Origin of the sequence: Paraburkholderia sp. WC7.3g (genome assembly GCF_050436345.1) — a bacterium.
GTDB classification, from domain to species: domain Bacteria; phylum Pseudomonadota; class Gammaproteobacteria; order Burkholderiales; family Burkholderiaceae; genus Paraburkholderia; species Paraburkholderia podalyriae.
Genome location: NZ_JBNDMA010000004.1, coordinates 583,937 through 603,396, shown reverse-complemented (window position 1 = coordinate 603,396; position 19,460 = coordinate 583,937). Strand labels below are relative to the sequence as shown.

Sequence of the window (19,460 nt, the reverse complement as noted above, 5' to 3'; positions counted from 1 at the left end):
TCCTGTTCAACGCCGCCTGCGCGACGACGCCAATATTGCTTTTTCATCGATAGAACATAGCGTATCATTATTCGCACACAAGTCAAATATGTGAATGCCACTATGGATACCGCTTCGCTCTTTTCGCCCCTCACCGTGCGCGGGGTCACGCTTGCCAACCGTATTGTCATGTCACCCATGACTCGTGGCTTTTCGCCGAACGGATTGCCCGGTATTGACGTCGCCGCCTACTACAAGCGGCGTGCGCAGGGCGAGACAGGCCTGATCATCACGGAAGGCGTCGGCGTCGATCATCCGGCGGCGCTCGGCGAAGCCGGACTCGGAGAAAATTCGATTCCAGTGCTCGCCGGAGAGGAATCAGTTGCCGCGTGGCAACGCGTGACGGACGAAGTTCACGCTAGCGGCGGAATCATCTTTCCTCAGTTGTGGCATATGGGACCCATGAAAGAGGCGAATACGGGCCCCTTCCCTGCCGCCTCGCCACTGCGCCCATCGGGACTGTGGGGACCGGAAGGACGAACCACATCGCTCAACGCAGGTTACATGGAGCGCGTCATGCCGCCAACGCGCCCGATGACCGATGCCGAGATCGCGGACGTCATTGCAGCCTATGGTCAAAGCGCGCGTTATGCGATGGCCGCCGGCTTCGATGGCATCGCGATTCACGGAGCTCACGGCTATCTGATCGACGCTTTTCTGTGGGCGGAAACCAATCAACGCACGGATCGATGGGGCAAGGATCTCACGGCGCGCAGCCGCTTCGCCGCCGAAGTTGTCCGTGCAATCCGCGAAGCGATCGGCGCGACGATGCCTATCACGTTCCGCTTCTCCCAGTGGAAGCAGCAGGATTTCCGCGCGCGTCTCGCCAACGACCCGCACGAACTCGAGCACATTCTCGCGCCCCTCGCGGATGCTGGCGTCGACATCTTCGAGGCGAGCACCCGCTATTTCAACCGGGCGGAATTCGCGGGTTCAGAGATGAATCTCGCCGGTTGGGTGAAGAAGGTAACCGGCAAGCTTTCGATGACTGTTGGTGGGATCGGCATTAACAAGGGCTACTACGATTCAATGGCCGGGGCCGCGACATCGGCGCAGCCCGACCTCACTGCCCTGCTCGATCGTTTCTCACGCAGCGAGTTCGATCTTATTGGCGTGGGACGCTCGCTTCTACATGATCCGAACTGGGCGCGGCGCGCACGGCTTGGCGAGCCGTTCCTCGGGTTCAGCAACGACTCTCTCGAACACCTCACCTGAAACGCGATTTGCAGTTGGCACCGTTGACTCGGGCGTCAACTGCTATTTCCGGTTCGGGATCTTTACGTACGCCCGGAGACAGGAATCAACGCACCGGTCACCCCCGACGCGGCGCCAGACGCCAGAAAGAGAATCACGTCGGCGATTTCTTCAGGCCGCACCCAGCGGGAAAAGTCAGCGTCGGGCATATCCTTGCGGTTCTGTGGCGTATCGATGATGCCTGGCAAGATTGCGTTGACGGTAATGGAACGGCCTTTGAGTTCTTCGGCCAGCGCCTCAGTCAAACGCATCACCCCCGACTTCGAGGCCGCATACGCTCCCATGCCCGCGCCCGCCTTCAGCGCAGCGCCGGCTCCAATATTGATGATGCGTCCGCCCTCCGCGCTGCCGGCAATGTGGTCGAGTGCCGCTTTCGACGCAGTCGCCGCCGTGCGCACGTTCGTCCGGTACATCAGATCCCAGGTGTCGAGACTGCCGTCCGCCAGCGTTTCCCAGCGGAAGCCTCCCGCTACGTTGACAATCGCATCGAGCTTGCCAAGCTGCTCGACGACCGCGGAGAGCGCCGAGCGCGCCGCATCGAGATCAGTTAGCTCGACGCCTCCTCGCCACCAGGATGCGTGCAGCTGCTCCGCGCTCGCGTTCTCCGGCTCGCGCGCCTTGTCGATCAGCGCGACCTTCCAGCCGTTCTCAGCAAACACGCGACCAACCGTGCGCCCAAGCCTGCCGAATCCACCCGTTATCGCCACTACCCGTTGCATGTGCATCCCTCCCTCGCCGCGCCCGGCGCCGCCTGTACCGCTGGCGCCGGACATTGTAAAGGCTCAACGTCCGTTGAACACCGGCTCGCGTTTCTCGCGAAACGCGTTGACCGCCTCTTGATGATCTTCCGTCAGGTTCGACAGCGCCTCGTATGCAATCGACGCGTCGAGAATGGAATGCGCAAGTTGCTTCAGGCCGATGTTGATCGACGCCTTGGTCCACTGGATGGCGCGCGAAGCGCCGTTTGCGAGACGCTTCGCCATCGCGTCGACCACGGCATCCAGCTGGTCGGCCGGTACGGCATGATTGATGAGCCCCAGTCGTGCCGCCTCTTCCGCGGTGACGAGATCCCCCGTCAGCAGGTATTCCTTGGCCTTCGCATAGCCCACGAGCTGCGGCCAGATCACCGCGCCGCCATCGCCCGCCACGAAGCCGACTTTCACGTGCGGATCGCCAATCTTTGCGTGATTGGCCGCGTAGCTCAGATCCGAGAACAGCGCGATCGTCGCGCCGAGACCAATTGCATGACCGTTGATCTTGGCGATGACCGGCTTCGGACAATCCAGCATCGAGAAGACAATTTTCTTTGCACGCTGCATGCCTTCGAGAAACAGCGTGGGATTGTCGATGACCTGCTGCATATGTTCGATATCGCCGCCCGCGCTAAAAGCCCGCCCTGCGCCCGTCAACACCACGACACGGGTCTCAACGTCCTCGGCGACATCGAGAAAGAGCCGTGACATCTCAATGTCCATTTGCTCGTCGAACGCGTTCAACGTTTCCGGGCGGTTGAGCGTAACGGTCAAGACGCCGCCTTCGCGTTCGAGCAATAGCGCCTTATAGTCCGAAATATTCATGGCTAACCTGTTCATAATGAAGAAATCGCGCGGGACGGAACGACCGTCTGCCGCCGTCGACCGGTGCAAGGCCGATTACACGTGCAGCGGAATGAACCGGCGGCCGTTGTCGTACATGATCTTGCGCGTGTCTTCTTCCGAGAGCCGATTGCATGCTTCCGACGCGAAGTCCTTCGGTTCCGGCACGCCTTCCGCGTGCGGATAGTCGGAGCCCATCAACAGGAAGTCCGACGATCCCGTTTGAGCGATGATCTGGGCGATGTCGTCCTCCGGATACGCGACCACGAAGACATTTTCCTTGAAGATCTGGCTCGGGCGTTTCTTCAGCTGACCGCACGGCCAGTAGCCATTCTTCGCCATTCCCCGGCACTTGTCCATTTTGACGAGCAGCGAAGGCACCCACTCGGCACCGTTTTCGGCGCTGCACAGCTTAACGCGCGGGAAACGCACGAAGAAGTTGTAGAAGATGAACGACGACAGCGTTTCCATGACCGGCCGCTCGCCGTAACCGTGCATCCAGACAAAGGCCGTTTGACGCTGGCGCGACTGCTGCACGGGCTCGCCCCACACCGCCATATGATCCTTCATGTAGATCGCTTCCGACACATGGAAGGTGACACGTACGCCCGCTTCGTTGAGGATGGACCAGAACGGATCGAAGTACGGATCCGCAGGTGCACGGCCATTGAACGGCCCCATCGGCATCAGGATCACGCGCACACCGTTCGCAACCAGCCACTTGGCCTCGGCGACAGCCGCATCGAGATCGTCGAGCGTGACGACCGGCGTCGTGTAGATGCGGTCTTTGTAGTTGAAGCTCCAGTCGTCAAGCATCCACTGGTTATACGCATGTAACACCGCGTTTGCCGCAACGGGCTCGTCGAGGTAGGAAATACACGCGACCATTTCGCCGATGTACATCGTGCAGGCTTCAACACCGAAATCGTCCATCTTCTTCAGGCGCGCGTCGCGGTTGAACATGTCCGGCGTCGGCGAAACCCGCATATCGACGTTATCCTTGCCATCCTTCATCGCGCGCAGCCATTCATGCAGCTTGCCCGGCGGCGGAACGTGCCCCTCGGCCGATGTGTATCCCTCGCTGATTTCCACCTTCCGGTCGCCCACATACATGCAGCGGTTGCCGTCTGCCGTGATACGGCTTGTAAAAGACCAGTCCTTCCTGAACTTCTCGGGCAAATGACGGTTGAATGCGTCCTCGACTTCGTAGAAGTGCGTGTCGGCGTCGTAGATCTTCCCTTGATACGTTTGCATGATCTGTCTCCTGATTGTGGGGAGCGCTGCAGAACGTGCGCCCTTCAGAGAAGTATCGGGTCAAGCCATCGACCGAAAAACTTTCATATCGAACTCGAAACCGTCGATATCGATTTGATATCGGGCGGTGGCCTCGCTACGCTAGCGACCCGCATGGGATTCTTGAGTAAACACCTATCCGAACGACGTTCGCATATAAGTATAATTGAAACGAACACACGCAACCGGAGACGTTTATGCAAGCCGAAGTACTGTCCCAGCCGGCACACCGGGCGCAACCCGTAGTGGGTCCACCGCGCGGGTTCACGATGGCGATCCTGCTTGCCGCGGTAGCGGCCTCGTCCGGCATCACCGTCATCTACACCGTGCTGGTCACGCTCTACAAGGCCTTTCCTGCGTCGAACTCCGTGAGCTGGACCGTCACCGCATACTGGCTCGGCTCGGCCGTCTTTGCCGCGGTGAGTGGGCGACTCGGCGACCTGTTGGGCTACCGCCGCATCCTGCTCACGGTGATGTCGGTCGCTGCGGCGGGCGCAATCGTGGCCGCATGCGCGACCGATGTCGGCATGCTCGTCGCGGGGTGTGCGATGCAATCAATCGCGGCAGGCATTACGCCACTCTCCATCGGTCTGGTTCGTGAGAATCTGCCACCCGCCAGGCTGCCTGCCGCGGTGGGGTTGATCAGCGCGGCAGGAATGGTGTCGGCGGGGCTGATCTACATCTGCGCGGGCGTTGTCGTGGATCGCTATTCGTGGCAGGGCGGCTTCTGGTTCAAAGTCGCGCTTTGCGTCGTGGCCGTCGCGGCGGTACGTGCGTGGGCACCGCCGTCGCCACCGAATCCCGGCGTACGGATCGACTACGTTCGAGGTCTCGCGTTCGCTCCAGCACTTTGCGCCATCCTCTTCGCCGTGCAGCAAATCCGCACGTGGGGGCTCGGCGATCTGCGGCTGTGGGGCTTGATCGCTGGCGGGATGATCGTGCTCGGACTCTGGGCACGCCATCAACACGGGGCGCGTCATCCGCTCATCAATGTGCGTCTGCTGAAGACGCGCGAAGTCGTGTTGGCCAATGCATGCATGGCATTCCTCGCGGCAGGCGGCATGCAACTAGGACAGGTCTTCTCGCTGCTCGCCCAACAACCAGCCGGCACGCACGCCGGATTCGGGTTGAGCGCGACGGCAGCCGGATTACTGATGTTCAGCATCAACATCGTCGCGTTGGTCGCGAGCCCATGGAGCGGCCGGGTTGCGGCCCGCTACAAGGCCCGGCCCGCTGCCTTGATTGGCATGCTCATACTGGCCTTGGGCTGGGCCTCGCTGATCGTGCTTCATCGCAGCCTGCTGCTCTTCGTTCCAGGTGCGGTGCTGTGCTCGTTCGGCCTCGCTTTCGCAAGCACGGCGCTGTACAACCAGATCGTGGAGGCGACGCCTGCGCATCGGACAGGCGAGGCAACGGGCATGCTCTACGTTTTCTTCTCGTGTTTCTTCGCGGTAGGCGCCCAGGCGGTATTCGCGCTGCTGCGCAGCGCGACGGCCGCACACGACGGCGCATCGTTTCCGGCCGATAGTGGCTATGTTTCGGTATTCGTCTACATCGCCTGTAGTTCGATCGCCGGACTGCTGGTCGCCTCCATGCTGCCGAAGCGTCGTACACACTGACGGTCGTTGCGACCCATCCGTTGCGCGTGGGTGCAACGCTTCTTCGACCGCACCGCGACCGCGGCGCAGTGAAGCACCCGCTTCACTGCGCCGCCGACCGACTGGCGAGTCACTCCTCTTCTGCTTGACCCAACGCAGACGCCCGCTGGGCGACTCTGACCATGTTCTCTTCCAGCCGGTGACGTTCGCGGTCGAAGCGTTCGAGCGGCGCACCAATTGCCATCGCCGCGATGACACTGCCATTCGGCCCGAAGATCGGCGACGACACGCCGGCCGAATCCGGCAGTAGTTCACCGCGACTCACCGACAGGCCGCTTTCGAGGATGTGATCGAGTTCGTCACGCAACGCCTTCTTCGTTGCGATCGTTTGCGGCGTGCGGCGCTCGAATTTGACCGTCTTCATGTAGTCGGTAACGAAAGTGTCCGGTGCATGGGCGAGCAGCACGCGGCCCGCAGCCGTGCAGTAGAGCGGGCGACGCAAGCCGATGTGCATTGAATAGCGCACCGATTGCTCGCTCTCGATCACGTCGACATAGGTGATCTCTTTGTGTTCGGCGTCAAGGACACCGACATACACGGTTTCATTGGTGCTCTTCGAGAGATCCACCAGGAATGGGTGCAGCACCTTCGAAAAATTCCACGAGGCCATCACGCCCGCCGACAACCGGAAGATCGACGGCCCCAGGCGATAGCGGCCTACGTCGTGCATCAAGTACCCTTCCGCCACCAGAGGTCGCAGCAGATTGAGCAGGCTGCTCTTCGGTGACTCGAGAGCGACATTCAGTTCTGCTAGCGACATCCCGTCCGGAGACTTCGCCAGCACATCGAAAATTCCGAGGAGTCGGGTCAGCGAGCGTGGCCCGCTCACGTCCCGGTCCGCCGGCGCTGAGGTCTCTTTCAACATGATTTTCCCCATGAATTGACCGTATCGATTATACGGGAACTATTCACATAGTTTTACATCGATCGTAGTTTGGCACACCTTTGCACCCCCGAATTCGGGAATACGCCAGGGCGCTCTCTCACACAGCTTGCGATATATTTGAACGTCGTTCGAAAATCTGCAATGAAGAAGCATCGTCTTCCAGACCATTTACGCAATACGCTCGCGTGTCGAACAGCAACATCAACCTTCACTTCTGGATTTACTCATGTACACGAAAAAACTGGCAGAAAAGGTCGCCATCGTGACCGGAGGCGGGCAAGGCGTAGGACTCGGCATCGCCCTTGCGCTTGCTACCGAGGGGGCGAATCTGGTCCTCACTGGTCGCACGGAGGCCAAACTCACGCGGGCTGCTGAGGAATTGAGCGCCCTCGGTTCGCAAGTGCTGGTCGTGCCCGGTGATACGCGCAATCGTGCCGACGCCGTGCGGACAGTCGAGCTTGCCGTCGAGCGATTCGGACGTGTGGACGCACTCATCAACAACGCACAAAGCAGCAGCCCGGGGGTGCCGCTCGAGTCTGTTACCGACGATGACTGGAGCAACACGCTCGAATCGGGCTTGTACGGCACGCTGTACTTCATGCAGGCCGCATTGCCGCGGATGAAGTTGCAGGGCCGCGGCGCCATCATCAACTTCGGCTCGCGCACCGGCATCGAAGGCCTCAAGGGATTCGGCGCGTACGCCGCAACCAAGGAGGGCATTCGTGGGCTTTCGCGTGTTGCCGCGCGCGAATGGGGCGTCTACGGCATTACCGTCAACGTCATTTGCCCGGCAGCGCTCACGCCTGCCGCCGAAGCCTACCTCGAAGCCAATCCTCAGGAACGCACTCGCTATCTCTCTGAGATTGCGCTTGGCCGCTTCGGCGATCCTCAACTCGATATTGGACGAACAGTTGCATTTCTATGTAGTGACGACGCTAATTTCATAACCGGGCAGACTATCAGTGTGGACGGCGGACAGTCAATGCTTTAGTGCGTCTTTTTGAACACGGTGCGATATATGAAACGGTCAGTTGCATTTTCGCGAGCCTCGATCCGAGGAGTGAGCTTCCCGCCAGGCGCGTACCACGAAGCTTGACGAGCGATCAGGTGTTTCTCCTCTCACACACTTCGCGAGAGCGTGTAGAGTTTGGCCTTGGCTGCGGAACACCGAGCCAAGGCGTTTTTTCGTCGTTACCTTTGGGACTCGATCGCGCCTGTTCAGAAGTTTCTTAAGACCATTCAGACGTGAAGAACGGTAAGTGCACGTCCATCCAGTCGAACTCGCTGCGGCAGTTCGCCCACGCCCAATGAGGTGACTTTCCGCTGCGCGCGGGAGTGTCCGAACGTTGATGCGGACGCGAGATATTTGCGGCGTCCCTACCGGAGTGGATACACCCGACTTCTGCGTGGTCTGTACATACGATACGGCTGTTGCTTCTCTCAGTCGTCACGACTCCCCCTTAGCTGCAACTTTCACCATCTCGTCGATCACCTTTTTCGCATCGCCGAACACCATCATCGACGTCGGTCTGGCCGAACTCGCTGTTGATGTCCTTTCTAGAGAACTTTCTTTTCGCGCAGGATATCGATATCCGACTGCGACATACCCAGCACATCACGCAGCACGTCGTCCGTATGTTGTCCGAGCATCGGCGGCGCCCCGTACGAATCGATAGGCGTGCCCGACATCTTGACCGGATTGGCGACCATTCGAACCGCCTTATCTGTGAGCGGGTGGGCAACTTCGACGCACATCGCGCGTGCCTGCACATGCGGATCTGCGAACACCTGCTCCAGATTATTGATCGGTCCGGCCGGCACCCCGGCGGCGTCGAGTGCCGCGAGCAGTTCATCGCTCTGCCATTCAACGATCAGCGGTTCGAACACTTCGCCCAGCGCGCGACGATTCTTCACGCGCAGCGCAATCTCGCTGAATCGTGGATCGCTGGCGAGCTCGGGGTGCCCCAGAACGTTACACATCCGCGCGTATTGCTCGTTGTTGCCCGCCACGATCATGATGTCGCGATCGGCGCAGCGGAACATGCGGGACGGCATACCACCGTTACCCTCGGTACCGCGCCGGACGGGAATCTGGCCGGAAACGAGATACTGGCTTGCATAGTGCGATGTGGCAGCAATCATCGCGTCCAGCAACGCCAGGTCGATGTACTGCCCCTGCCCGGTACTGCCTTGCGCCGCGTCGCGATGATAAAGCGCTGCGATGATCGCCGAAGCGGCGTACTGGCCACAAAGGATGTCCGCAAGACTGGGCCCGGTTTTCATTGGACCACCGCCCGGCACGTCGTCGCCGTTTCCGGTAACGCTCATCAGGCCACCCATCGCCTGGAAAATCGAGTCGTAGCCAGGACGCGGGCTATACGGTCCGGTCTGACCGAACCCGGTTATCGAACAGTAGATCAGGCGCGGATTGACCAGCTTGAGGCTGTCGTAGTCGAGCCCGTAACGCTTGAGGTCGCCAACCTTATAGTTCTCGATCAACACGTCGCAGTGCGCCGCCAACGAGCGGATCAGCGCCTGGCCTTCGGCCGTGGAGATATCGCACGTGATCGACTTCTTGCCTCGGTTCGCGCTGATAAAAAACGTCGACTCGCGCGTGACCTTTCCCTCCCGATCCATCAGGAACGGCGGGCCGAATTGCCGCGAATCGTCGCCCTTGCCCGGACGCTCGACCTTGATGACCTCCGCGCCGAGATCCGCCAGCATCTGAGCCCCCCAAGGCCCCGCGAGGATGCGGCTCAGGTCGAGTACGCGAACACCCGCCAATGCGCCTTTTGTCATAGCAAACGGTCCCTTTGAATTCGCACCGGCTGCGCCGGAAGCCTTGCATCAGCGTCCGACGAACTTCGCCGTACGTTTTTCGACGAAGGATTGAACGCCTTCCTTCGCGTCTTCGGTGTTGTACAGAAACTGCTGGGTCGACTGAATCGTCGCGTAAGCATCCTGCCAGCCTTGTCCCAGCGAAACGCGCGCGTTCTGCATCGTGGCCTGCACGGCTAGCGGTGCCTGCGCCGCGATTCGCTCGGCGATCGCGAGCGCCTGGTCGAACTCCTGCCCCGCAGGCACGACATCCTGCACGAAGTTCATGTGCCGCGCCTCGTCTGCGGTGAATTCGTCACCGGTAAGCAGTACCTTCATGGCGTTGCCCCAGCCGGCTCGCTGCACCATGCGGAACGTCGCACCACAACCTGCCATGATCCCCCGCTTGACTTCAAGCTGGGAGAAACGGCAGTTATCGGCTGCAACTGCCACTTCCGATGCGAGCATCAATTCGACCGCGACCGTGAAGCAGATTCCCTTCAGGGCAATGACGACCGGCTTGGTACGCAGCGGCGCGCGCAAGTTGAACGGATCGATCTCGCCTTCAGGAAGCAGCGGTTTCCCTTCGCGCCGCAACGGCGCGATCTTCGGCATGTCGAGCCCCGCCGTAAAGTGATCGCCTTCGGCGTATACCAGCCCGCAAAAAATATCGCTGCTCTTCTCGAGTTGCGTGTAAGCCATGGCAAGCTCGCTGAACATTTTCGGCGTGAAACCATTGCGCTTTTCCGGCCGGTCGATGCCCATCAAGAGCAGGTTCCCACGCTGCTCAACGCGAATCTGTCCATCCTCGTGACGAGTGGTCATGCAGTGTCTCCTCGCGGTGTTTTCCGTTAGCAATTCTGACCTCGCGCTCAATTGACAAAGCCGGGTCGCACATTCAGAATCATAAACGTCGTTCACAAAATTGGCAACGCACGATCCGCTCTGACGCTGTCGAACGGCGCACCGCAGACACGTAAATCATCGGCGAGCAGGCTCCATCCGGGCCTAGGTGTTCACCCTCATTCGTTCAAGGAAGAACCATGGCCTACGAGACGATCATCGTCGAAACGCACGGCAAGACCGGCTTGATCAGGTTGAACCGTCCGCAAGCCTACAACGCACTGAACAACCAGTTGATGGACGAGCTAACGGCGGCACTCGACGCCCTCGAAACCGACCCCGCCATCGGCGCCATCGTGATGACCGGTAGCGAAAAGGCGTTCGCCGCCGGAGCCGACATCAAGATGATGAACGAATGGACGTACATGGACGTGTACAAGAATCAGTTCATCACGTCGAACTGGGAACGCACCGCGCGTTGCCGCAAGCCGGTCATCGCCGCGGTCGCGGGTCTTGCGTTAGGCGGAGGCTGCGAACTCGCCATGATGTGCGACTTCATTCTCGCCGCCGACAACGCCCGCTTCGCCCTGCCCGAAATCACGCTGGCGACCATTCCCGGCGCCGGCGGCACGCAGCGCCTGACGCGCGCGCTCGGCAAATCGAAGGCGATGGAAATGATCCTCACCGGCCGCAGGATGGACGCCACCGAAGCCGAACGATGCGGCCTCGTGAGCCGCATCGTGCCCGTCGACACGCTCGTCGAGGAAGCGCTGAAAACGGCCGATGAGATCGCGCGATACTCGCAACCCGTCGTAGCGATGGCCAAAGAGTGCGTCAACCGCGCCTACGAATCGAGCCTGGCAGAAGGCATCCTGTTCGAGCGGCGTATGGCGTATTCGACCTTCGCCACAGAAGATCGAAAGGAAGGCATGGCAGCCTTCGCCGAAAAGCGCAAACCTCAGTTTCGCGATTGTTGAATTGCAAAAAAAGCGCCACGCAGTCGTGGCGAACAGAGCCCGCCAGGTCACGCGCGTCACGCGCATTTCTCTGGCACCCATACTTCCTATCCAGGCTACAGGCGCGCGATGAAACCGTATGTCAATCGCATTACTGAATTACTCGGCATTCAATATCCCATCATTCAAGGCGGCATGCGCTGGGTGGCGCGAGCCGAACTGGCGGCGGCCGTGGGCAATGCGGGCGGTCTCGGCTTCATCTCCGCGCACACCCATGCAAGCGCCGATGCACTCGCGCGCGAAATCGACAGGGTGCGTTCGCTCACCGACAAGCCCTTTGGAGTCAACCTGACCGTTCTCGGCGCCAATGTCGGTCTCGACTATGACGCGTATGTGCGCACGATCGTGTCTCAAGGCGTCCAGGTCGTCGAGACAGCAGGCAGCAATCCGGCGAAGTACATCGCCGAGTTCAAGGCGCAGGGCGTCAAGGTCGTGCACAAGTGCGTGACGGTTCGCCACGCGGTGAAGGCCGAATCGCTCGGCGCGGACGCCGTCAGCATCGACGGATTCGAATGCGCGGGGCATCCCGGCGAAGACGACATCCCTGGACTGATCCTGATTCCCGCGGCCGCCGACAAGCTGAAGGTGCCGATTCTCGCGTCTGGCGGATTTGCCGATGGGCGCGGGCTGATGGCGGCTCTCGCGCTCGGCGCAGACGGCATCAACATGGGAACCCGATTCATGCTCACGCAGGAGTCCCCCGTCCACCCTGCGATCAAGCAACGGCTGCTGGAAGCGAGCGAGCGCGATACGCTGCTGGTTGGCCGCTCGATCGGCGATTCAAGCCGGGTGGTCAAGAACAGCGTGAGTCTCGCCGCGCTTGAACTCGAGCGCGCCGGCAACGTGACGCGCTCGGACCTCTACGCGCTGACCGGAGCACAGCGCTGGATGGACGCATTCGTGACAGGAGAAGTGGAAGGCGGCGCCTTCCCCGCCGGTATCGTGACCGGCCTCATTCACGACTTGCCGACCTGTGCGGAATTGATCGGCCGCATCGTGAAGGAAGCCGCCGCGATTGCGCAACGCCAGCTCGGCTTCAGCTCTGCTCTGGCATGAAACTGACCGGCCTTCGCGTCGTGGACCTGTCGCAATTCATGCCGGGTCCGTACCTCGCCGTCAACCTCGCCGAGCACGGCGCGCACGTCGTCAAGATCGAACCGGTCACCGGCGACCCCACCCGCGGCGCACCGGGCACCGACGGCGCGTTCTTCGCCGCGATCAACCGCGGCAAGCGCAGCATCGCGCTCGATCTGAAGCATCCGGACGGACGCGAGGTCGCGCTCAAGCTGATGAACGAGGCCGACGTCGTGATCGAATCGTCGAGGCCGGGCGTGGCCGCTCGCCTTGGCATCGACTACGACACGATCAGCCGGACGAACCCGGGAGTCGTTTATTGTGCGATTACCGCATTCGGCCAAACCGGCCCGCTCTGTCAATTGCCCGCACACGATCCGGTAGTTCAATCGCTTGCGGGTACGCTGCCGCGCGACGGCCGGGGAATCCCAATTGCCACGGGGCCGTCGCTCGCCGCGCTGGCCGGTTCATTGACGGCGTTGTCCGCCGTGTTGATAGCGCTGCTGCGCGCGCGGGAAACGGGGCGCGGCGACTACATCGACATGGCGCTTTTCGATGCGGCACTCACATCGCAGCCGTATCTGAGCGGCCGCTTGCTCAACGCGCCGGATAGCCAATTGCCTGGGCCGACTGAAGGCGACAGCGGGCTCGCGTTGCTCGACACTTATGAGACCGCCGATTCGAAGTGGCTCTGCCTTGGCGGCCGGGAACACAGCTTCGCAACCAACCTGCTTACACCACTGGGCCGTCCGGATCTCGTCGCCGACGCGATCGGCCCAGCCGGTGAAGGCCAGTTACGCGTCCGGGCGTTCCTGACGCAAATCTTCCTGACTCGCACACTCGATGAATGGCTGTGCTGGTTCGAAGGCCGAAACATCAGTGTGGCGCCGGTGCTCTCGCTCGCCGAAGCGCTCGACCATCCGCATGCGCACGAGCGCGGGATGGTCCAGACGGATCCGTCCGGGCGCAACCACGTTGCAAGCCCGATTCACTTCCGTTTGGAGCCTGGGTCGCCACCGCTCGCCGTTCCACACCTTGGCGAGCACACAGAACTCGTGCTGCGGAGCATCGGCTACAGCGAAGAACGGATTGCGGAACTCGTCGCGACAGGCGCGGTACGTGGGCAGCACGACGAAGCCCTGGCCCTTGCGCAACCCGCCACTTGAGGCAAACAACATCATGCCCTTTCTGCTAGAGGCGGGCGCCGTCGATTTCGCGTCCATCATCCGCCCCGGCGATACCGTCGCATGGGGCCAATCGAACGCAGAGCCCCTTGCGCTCACGCGCAATCTACTTCAGCAGCGGCACAGCATCGGCGCGTTCCGGGTCTTTCTAGGCGCCAGCAACTACGACACGTGCCGGCCTGAGCACGCGGACTGCATCGATTTCGTTTCGTACTGCGGGAGCGGCTCCAACCGCGCACTGGCCAAGGCTGGCGCGCTTGATATCCTGCCCTGCCATTATTCGCAGTTGCCAGAGATGATGGAGTCGGGTCAGCTATCGATCGACGTCCTGCTGCTGCAGTTGGCGCCACCCGACGCGCATGGCCGCTACAGCTTGTCCGTCGCGCATGAGTATCTGATCCCGGCGCTCAGGCGCGCGCGCGTCATCATTGCGGAAGTCAACGAACAGGCACCCTGGACCTACGGCGAGCGATATCTGCGCGACAACGACATCGATTTCATCGTCCCGACGTCGCGCACTTTGCCCGAGAGTTCGCCCAGCGCCGTCAACCCGACGGAGCTGGCGATTGCACAGCACACGGCCGGTTTGATCGAAGACGGCGCCACCATTCAACTCGGTCTCGGCGCGATTCCAGAAGCGATCCTCGCTTGCCTCGGCGATCGGCGAGACCTTGGCATCCATTCCGGCACGATCGGGGACAAAGTCGCCGATCTGATGGAAAGCGGCGTGATCAACAATGTGCGCAAGACCATCGACGCAGGCAAGACCATTGCTGGCGTGATGATGGGGGGGCGCCGCATACACGAGTTCGCGCATCGAAACGACGCCGTGCAGTTTCGTTCGACCCGCTACACGCACGATCCGAACGTGCTCGCAAGCATCGACCGCTTCGTCGCCATCAACTCGGCGGTCGAAGTCGATCTGAGTGGCCAGATCAACGCCGAAATTGCCGGTGGCGTGTATGTGGGCGCGGTGGGCGGCGCACTGGATTTCCTGCGCGGCGCGCGGCGCTCGCGTGGCGGCGTTCCTGTCATCGCATTGCCGTCCACAGCGGGCAAGGGCGCGACCCGCATCGTCGCGTCGTTGACCGGACCGGTCAGCACGCCACGCAGCGACGCCGCCATCGTGGTGACCGAATACGGCGTGGCCGATTTGCGCGGCCTGACGCTGCGCCAAAGGCGCGAACGCATGCTGGCAATCGCCCATCCGGATCATCGCAGCGCTCTCGATCAGATGGTGGGCATCCCGCCTTCCAATCGCTGTGCAAGCGCGACGCTCATTGGCTGAGTGCAACCGCGCCCGAATCAGAACTTTCAAACTTTGTAAGGAAACGTCCGATGAAACGCGCGGCAATTGTCTCCCCTGTACGAACGCCCGTCGGCACCTTTGGCGGTAGTCTGCGCGGCGTTTGCGTCGAAGACCTCGGCGCGCTCGTCGCGAATGAAACGATCCGGCGCGCAGGACTCGATCCCGCTCGCATCGACGACGTCGTCTTCGCGCAAGCGTACGCGAACAGCGAAACGCCTTGCGTGGGCCGCTGGATTGCGCTGCAGGCGGGCCTGCCCGTGGAGGTGCCGGGCATGCAGCTTGACCGACGTTGCGGCGGCGGCCTGCAGGCACTCGTCACCGCCGCGATGATGGTGCAGACCGGCGCCGCCGACGTGGTGTTGGCTGGCGGCGTGGAAAGCATGAGCAATATCGAGTACTACAGCACGGACATGCGCTGGGGCGCCCGGTCAGGTTCCGTCCAGTTTCACGACCGGCTCGCGCGAGGCCGCGAGCGCTCACAGCCGCAAGCGCGCTTCGGCTTTATCTCCGGCATGATCGAGACCGCGGAAAATCTGGCCACCGAATATGGCATCAGCCGCGAGGCCGCCGATGAGTTCGCGCTGCGCAGCCATCAGCGCGCGGCCGCCGCATGGGAGTCTGGCCACATGGCCGAAGAGGTCGTGGCGGTCAGCGTTCCTCAGAAAAAAGGCCAGCCGCTTCTGTTTTCCAAAGATGAAGGATTCCGCGCCGACGCCAGCATGGAAAGCCTCGGCAAGCTTCGCGCGTTGATGCCGGGCGGCACAGTCACCGCAGGCAACTCCAGCCAGCAAAACGATGCCGCTGCCGCTTGCCTAGTCGTCGCGGAAGACCGCCTCGAAGCGCTTGGACTCGAACCCATGGCCTGGCTGACCGGCTGGGCCGCAGCCGGATGCGAGCCATCACGCATGGGCATTGGGCCCGTGCCGCGCGGTGCAGAAGCTGATGACGCGAATCGGTCGGACGCTCGAGCAGATGGATCTTGTCGAAGTCAACGAAGCATTCGCGTGTCAGGTGCTGGCAGTCCTCAAAGGCTGGAACTGGCACGATACCGACCGGCTCAACGTGAACGGCTCTGGCATATCGCTCGGCCACCCGATTGGCGCGACGGGCGTGCGCATCATGACAACGCTGTTGCACGAGTTGACGCGCCGGAAAGGACGTTATGCGCTCGAGACCATGTGCATCGGCGGTGGCCAGGGTATTGCCGCCGTGTTCGAGCGCGCCTGATCCTGAGCGATGAAGCGCACGGCCTCACTCAGGTCGGCCGCTCAGTCATTGAGCCGTTGACCATGCTTTCCTCCTGGGCCGAGACAAACCTTCCAGCCATCGAGGCTGCACGCGCCGGGAACGAGGTTGAGGGGCAAGCGGACATCTATCAGTGATCGGACGTTCGGTTCATTCCAGCAAGATATCGCGCAACCGGCATAGTTGCGGCCGATCAAGCCCGGCCGTATGTTCGAGATAACGATCGACCGAGCCGTGGCTTGCTGCCATCGCCGCGAACGCCTCATCCAGGTAGCGCTCGTCGACACCGGCGAGCACATCGATGATCGATGCATCGAGCATACGGCCGAAATGGATCGTCATCGCCTGCGCAGCGGATTCACGCAGCCGTTCGCTACCAGCCCCCGACAGGTAGTCGCAATAGATCGTCTCGCGCGAGGCTCCCAGCGCATGAAGGATGATCGCCGCCAGAAAGCCGGTTCGGTCCTTGCCCGCCGTGCAATGGAAGATCACGGGCAAACAGTCGTCATCGGCAAGCCTTGTAAACAGTCCCCGCAGTGGGCGGGCAAACGCCGCGGGCAAGTTTCGGTAAGTTTGCAGCATCATGCGACGCGCGCCCTGCGCGTTAGGCTCGCGCTTCAGAATTTCGAGCAGCGTGCTGTCGCCTGCACGCAAATCGGCGCTGATGTCCATGTGCATCTCTTCCACGCCTTGGTCATGGCGCCACCGGTTCGGCGCCGCTGTGCGCTCACCATCGCCGCGCAGATCGCAAATCAGGCGGATCCCGAGTTTGGCGACAATGTCGCGGTCGCGCACCGTCAGCGCTGCAAGACTGCCAGAACGGAAGAGGCGTCCGCTGCGGATGCGACGACCATCCCCTGTGGGCATTCCGCCCAAATGACGAAAATTCGGAGCACCGTCGAGCATAAGGTTGGTATTCATATCGAAGGCGGAAACGCATTGCTTGATAACCGCGAGCCAGCGTTCCGCGAGTGTGTGAATCGCATTATGGAACCTTCGTGCGACGGGCAACGGTGCCATCGCCCGTACAAATATCATCAGCGCTTAAGCGTTGTCATATCGATCACGAAGCGATAGCGGACGTCACTTTTGAGCAACCGCTCGTACGCGCCGTTAATGTCCTGCATCTCGATCATCTCCACGTCGCAGCAGATACCGTGGGCGGCGCAGAAATCCAGCATTTCCTGCATCTCCTCCACCCCGCCAATCGCCGATCCTGCGATGGATCTGCGGCCGGTGACGAGCACGCCGCTGTGCACAGGCGGTGCGATGGGGCCGATCATCCCGACCAGGACCAGCGTGCCATTCAAATGCAACATCGCGAGATAAGGATTTAGATCGTGCGCGGTCGGTACTGTATCGAGGATGACATCGAATCGCCCGGCGGCCGCAGCCATCTGCGCTGCATCGCTGGATACGAGCACATGCTCGGCACCGAGGCGTCGCGCCTCCTGTTCCTTGTCCCGATTGCGCGTAATCAGCGTGACTTCGGCGCCCATCGCCCTGGCGAATTTCAGTCCCATATGGCCGAGGCCGCCAAGACCCACTACCGCGACCTTATCGCCCTGCCCTACGTTCCAGTGCCGCAGCGGCGAATAGCTTGTGATGCCAGCGCAGAGCAAAGGAGCCGCTGCTTTAGCGTCCAGACCGTCGGGAACGCGCAGAACGAATCTCTCGGCGACAACGATACGCTCCGAATAGCCGCCGTAGGTAGCTAATCCATCGTGACGGTCGATGCCGTTGTAGGTGGGCGTCGGTTGGTTGACGCAATACTGCTCTTCGCCTTCACAGCACGGGGCGCATTCGCCGCAGGAATCGACGAGGCAACCGACGCCGACCACATCTCCCGCTTTGAAACGGGTCACGGACTCGCCCACACTGATAACCCGCCCAATGATCTCGTGCCCCGGTACGACCGGGTAACGCGTATTGCCCCAGTCATTACGCGCCTGATGAAGATCCGAGTGGCACACGCCGCAGTACTGGATATCGATCACAACGTCGTCGGCCCGCGGATGACGCCGGGTGAACTGGAAGGGCGCGAGGTCGGTGTCTGAGGCCGCCGCCGCGTAGCCATTGATCACGTCTGTCATAAAAGCTCCGAGGGAGGCGTTCGTCCGCTTCAAAATTTCCGGAAGTTCACGCCAATGCGCGCACCCATTGCTGGCAGACGATTCACGGGACGGCTTCCATGCTCAGGCGCCGCCTCGCCCCATGCGAACCAAACGTCGGGCTCGCGCGTGTCGCCGACTCGGCGCCAGCGACCGTCTACCTGTGGATTTTTCAGCGTCCCGAGACCGACCAAACGTCCTTTCGGATCGGGCATGAACTCCCATTGTTCACCGAAGGCCGAGTACTTGATGCCTTCTTGCCAATAACCGTTGGCGCCGAAATCGACCTCGCCGGTCACGTCATACGTGTAGCGCACCTCGCCCTTCTCATTGCCATGAATGGCAAAGCCGAACATGTCGTTGCCGAGTGTGAAGTGGCCAAAATCGATGCTGCCATCCTTGTAACGCGTGGCCCACGTGTACCAGACGAGTTCCAGCTTCTGTTGCACGAGTGCGTCTTTCGTCTTGTAGATCTCGCCGCCCTCGTACATATAGATCGGATCGAACCCAATCATGCCGCGTACTTTCTTGCCGAGGATCGTGCCTTCCATCTCGAAGATGTTCGCGACGTAATACATGCCGGCGTCGCGCCCTGGCAGATACCAATGCATACCCGGCTTGACGAGCTTGCCCTTGATGTTCATGCCATTGTCTTCGTACCAGCTGCATTCGTCGGGCGTCCATGTCACGTGAAGGCCGTTGCCAGGTGCCTGCGGATGGCTTCGCCAGTGGATGCGCTCGCCTTCCAATGTTCTCGAGAAGCCGTCGTTCGGCGCGGATTCCTTGCCGACCGCGTGCATATGCATACCGTCGTCGTGACCAAGCGTCGAGCAAAGATAAAAGCGACGACGTGTGTCCTTGCCGTCCGTCGACAGCCCTGCGGGTATCCGGCGCATCGGACAGTAGATCTCGCCATCCTCGTCTCGAAAGGTTCCCCACAGGTAGAGCGCTTCGGGCGGCATGCCGAAGTAAGCACGGTTGGACATCATGTCCTCGATGGTTGGCTCGAAAGCGCTGACCAGCGGTTGCCAGCCGAAGTCGCCACGGCGCGGGAGTTTGGGGTTTGTGTCGCTCATGATGGAGGCACTCGTCACGATGATGGAATTGTTGGTGCGGTTCACTATAGGCCTCTGCCG

Annotated in this window: 16 protein-coding genes and 1 pseudogene; 8 read left to right on the top strand and 9 right to left on the bottom strand. The window is 61.2% G+C overall.

Features of this window, described 5'->3' with window-relative positions:
* Window positions 1–102: 102 nt before the first annotated feature.
* A complete protein-coding gene (locus tag OKW43_RS36130; RefSeq protein ID WP_429453279.1) occupies window positions 103–1,254 on the top strand; it encodes an NADH:flavin oxidoreductase in 1,152 nt (383 codons plus the stop codon).
* Between the two features lie 62 nt (window positions 1,255–1,316).
* On the opposite strand, the gene OKW43_RS36125 is transcribed toward OKW43_RS36130, so the two are convergent.
* From OKW43_RS36125 to OKW43_RS36115, 3 genes are all read right to left on the bottom strand, one after another.
* A complete protein-coding gene (locus tag OKW43_RS36125) occupies window positions 1,317–2,012 on the bottom strand; it encodes an SDR family NAD(P)-dependent oxidoreductase (RefSeq protein WP_429453277.1) in 696 nt (231 codons plus the stop codon).
* Between the two features lie 63 nt (window positions 2,013–2,075).
* Window positions 2,076–2,870 carry an enoyl-CoA hydratase/isomerase family protein gene (locus OKW43_RS36120; RefSeq protein WP_429453275.1) on the bottom strand — a complete coding sequence of 265 codons (795 nt, stop codon included), beginning with the start codon at window positions 2,868–2,870 and terminating at the stop codon, window positions 2,076–2,078.
* Window positions 2,871–2,945: 75 nt separating this feature from the next.
* On the bottom strand, window positions 2,946–4,142 hold the full coding sequence (locus OKW43_RS36115) for an amidohydrolase family protein (protein WP_429453273.1): 1,197 nt from the start codon (window positions 4,140–4,142) through the stop codon (window positions 2,946–2,948).
* Between the two features lie 236 nt (window positions 4,143–4,378).
* Here OKW43_RS36115 and OKW43_RS36110 point away from each other — a divergent pair, with 236 nt between their 5' ends.
* Window positions 4,379–5,800, top strand: a complete 1,422-nt coding sequence (locus tag OKW43_RS36110) for an MFS transporter (RefSeq protein WP_429453271.1) — start codon at window positions 4,379–4,381, stop codon at window positions 5,798–5,800.
* Between the two features lie 109 nt (window positions 5,801–5,909).
* On the opposite strand, the gene OKW43_RS36105 is transcribed toward OKW43_RS36110, so the two are convergent.
* A complete protein-coding gene (locus tag OKW43_RS36105; RefSeq protein WP_187633546.1) occupies window positions 5,910–6,704 on the bottom strand; it encodes an IclR family transcriptional regulator in 795 nt (264 codons plus the stop codon).
* A 247-nt stretch (window positions 6,705–6,951) separates the two neighbouring features.
* Between OKW43_RS36105 and OKW43_RS36100 the strand changes: the two genes are divergently transcribed.
* On the top strand, window positions 6,952–7,716 hold the full coding sequence (locus OKW43_RS36100; protein ID WP_187633547.1) for an SDR family NAD(P)-dependent oxidoreductase: 765 nt from the start codon (window positions 6,952–6,954) through the stop codon (window positions 7,714–7,716).
* 566 nt (window positions 7,717–8,282) lie between these two features.
* Here the strand turns inward: OKW43_RS36100 and OKW43_RS36095 are convergent.
* Together OKW43_RS36095 and OKW43_RS36090 are read right to left on the bottom strand one after the other, a co-directional pair.
* Complete coding sequence (locus OKW43_RS36095; protein ID WP_187633548.1) at window positions 8,283–9,524, bottom strand: CaiB/BaiF CoA transferase family protein; 1,242 nt, start codon at window positions 9,522–9,524, stop codon at window positions 8,283–8,285.
* 48 nt (window positions 9,525–9,572) lie between these two features.
* Window positions 9,573–10,367: a crotonase/enoyl-CoA hydratase family protein gene (locus tag OKW43_RS36090; protein ID WP_187633549.1), complete on the bottom strand. Its 795-nt coding sequence runs from the start codon at window positions 10,365–10,367 to the stop codon at window positions 9,573–9,575.
* Between the two features lie 218 nt (window positions 10,368–10,585).
* Here OKW43_RS36090 and OKW43_RS36085 point away from each other — a divergent pair, with 218 nt between their 5' ends.
* From OKW43_RS36085 to OKW43_RS36065, 5 genes and pseudogenes are all read left to right on the top strand, one after another.
* Window positions 10,586–11,362, top strand: coding sequence for an enoyl-CoA hydratase (locus OKW43_RS36085; protein WP_187633550.1), 777 nt, complete (start codon window positions 10,586–10,588; stop codon window positions 11,360–11,362).
* 108 nt (window positions 11,363–11,470) lie between these two features.
* A complete protein-coding gene (locus tag OKW43_RS36080; RefSeq protein ID WP_187633551.1) occupies window positions 11,471–12,457 on the top strand; it encodes an NAD(P)H-dependent flavin oxidoreductase in 987 nt (328 codons plus the stop codon).
* Entirely contained in the window at window positions 12,454–13,641 is a 1,188-nt protein-coding gene (locus OKW43_RS36075; protein ID WP_429453267.1) for a CaiB/BaiF CoA transferase family protein, read from the top strand. Before OKW43_RS36080 ends, OKW43_RS36075 begins: the two co-directional genes overlap by 4 nt.
* A 13-nt stretch (window positions 13,642–13,654) precedes the next feature.
* Window positions 13,655–14,947 (top strand): acetyl-CoA hydrolase/transferase family protein, encoded by a 1,293-nt coding sequence (locus OKW43_RS36070; RefSeq protein WP_429453265.1) that lies wholly within the window; start codon window positions 13,655–13,657, stop codon window positions 14,945–14,947.
* 50 nt (window positions 14,948–14,997) lie between these two features.
* Window positions 14,998–16,195: pseudogene (locus OKW43_RS36065) on the top strand (acetyl-CoA C-acetyltransferase).
* A 168-nt stretch (window positions 16,196–16,363) separates the two neighbouring features.
* On the opposite strand, the gene OKW43_RS36060 reads toward OKW43_RS36065, so the two are convergent.
* The 3 genes from OKW43_RS36060 to OKW43_RS36050 are packed head-to-tail and all read right to left on the bottom strand — an operon-like array spanning window position 16,364 to window position 19,400.
* Window positions 16,364–17,233 (bottom strand): tyrosine-protein phosphatase, encoded by an 870-nt coding sequence (locus tag OKW43_RS36060; protein ID WP_429453263.1) that lies wholly within the window; start codon window positions 17,231–17,233, stop codon window positions 16,364–16,366.
* 17 nt (window positions 17,234–17,250) lie between these two features.
* Window positions 17,251–18,306, bottom strand: a complete 1,056-nt coding sequence (locus OKW43_RS36055; RefSeq protein WP_429453261.1) for an NAD(P)-dependent alcohol dehydrogenase — start codon at window positions 18,304–18,306, stop codon at window positions 17,251–17,253.
* Between the two features lie 29 nt (window positions 18,307–18,335).
* Window positions 18,336–19,400, bottom strand: coding sequence for a hypothetical protein (locus OKW43_RS36050; RefSeq protein WP_429453259.1), 1,065 nt, complete (start codon window positions 19,398–19,400; stop codon window positions 18,336–18,338).
* Window positions 19,401–19,460: the final 60 nt, after the last annotated feature.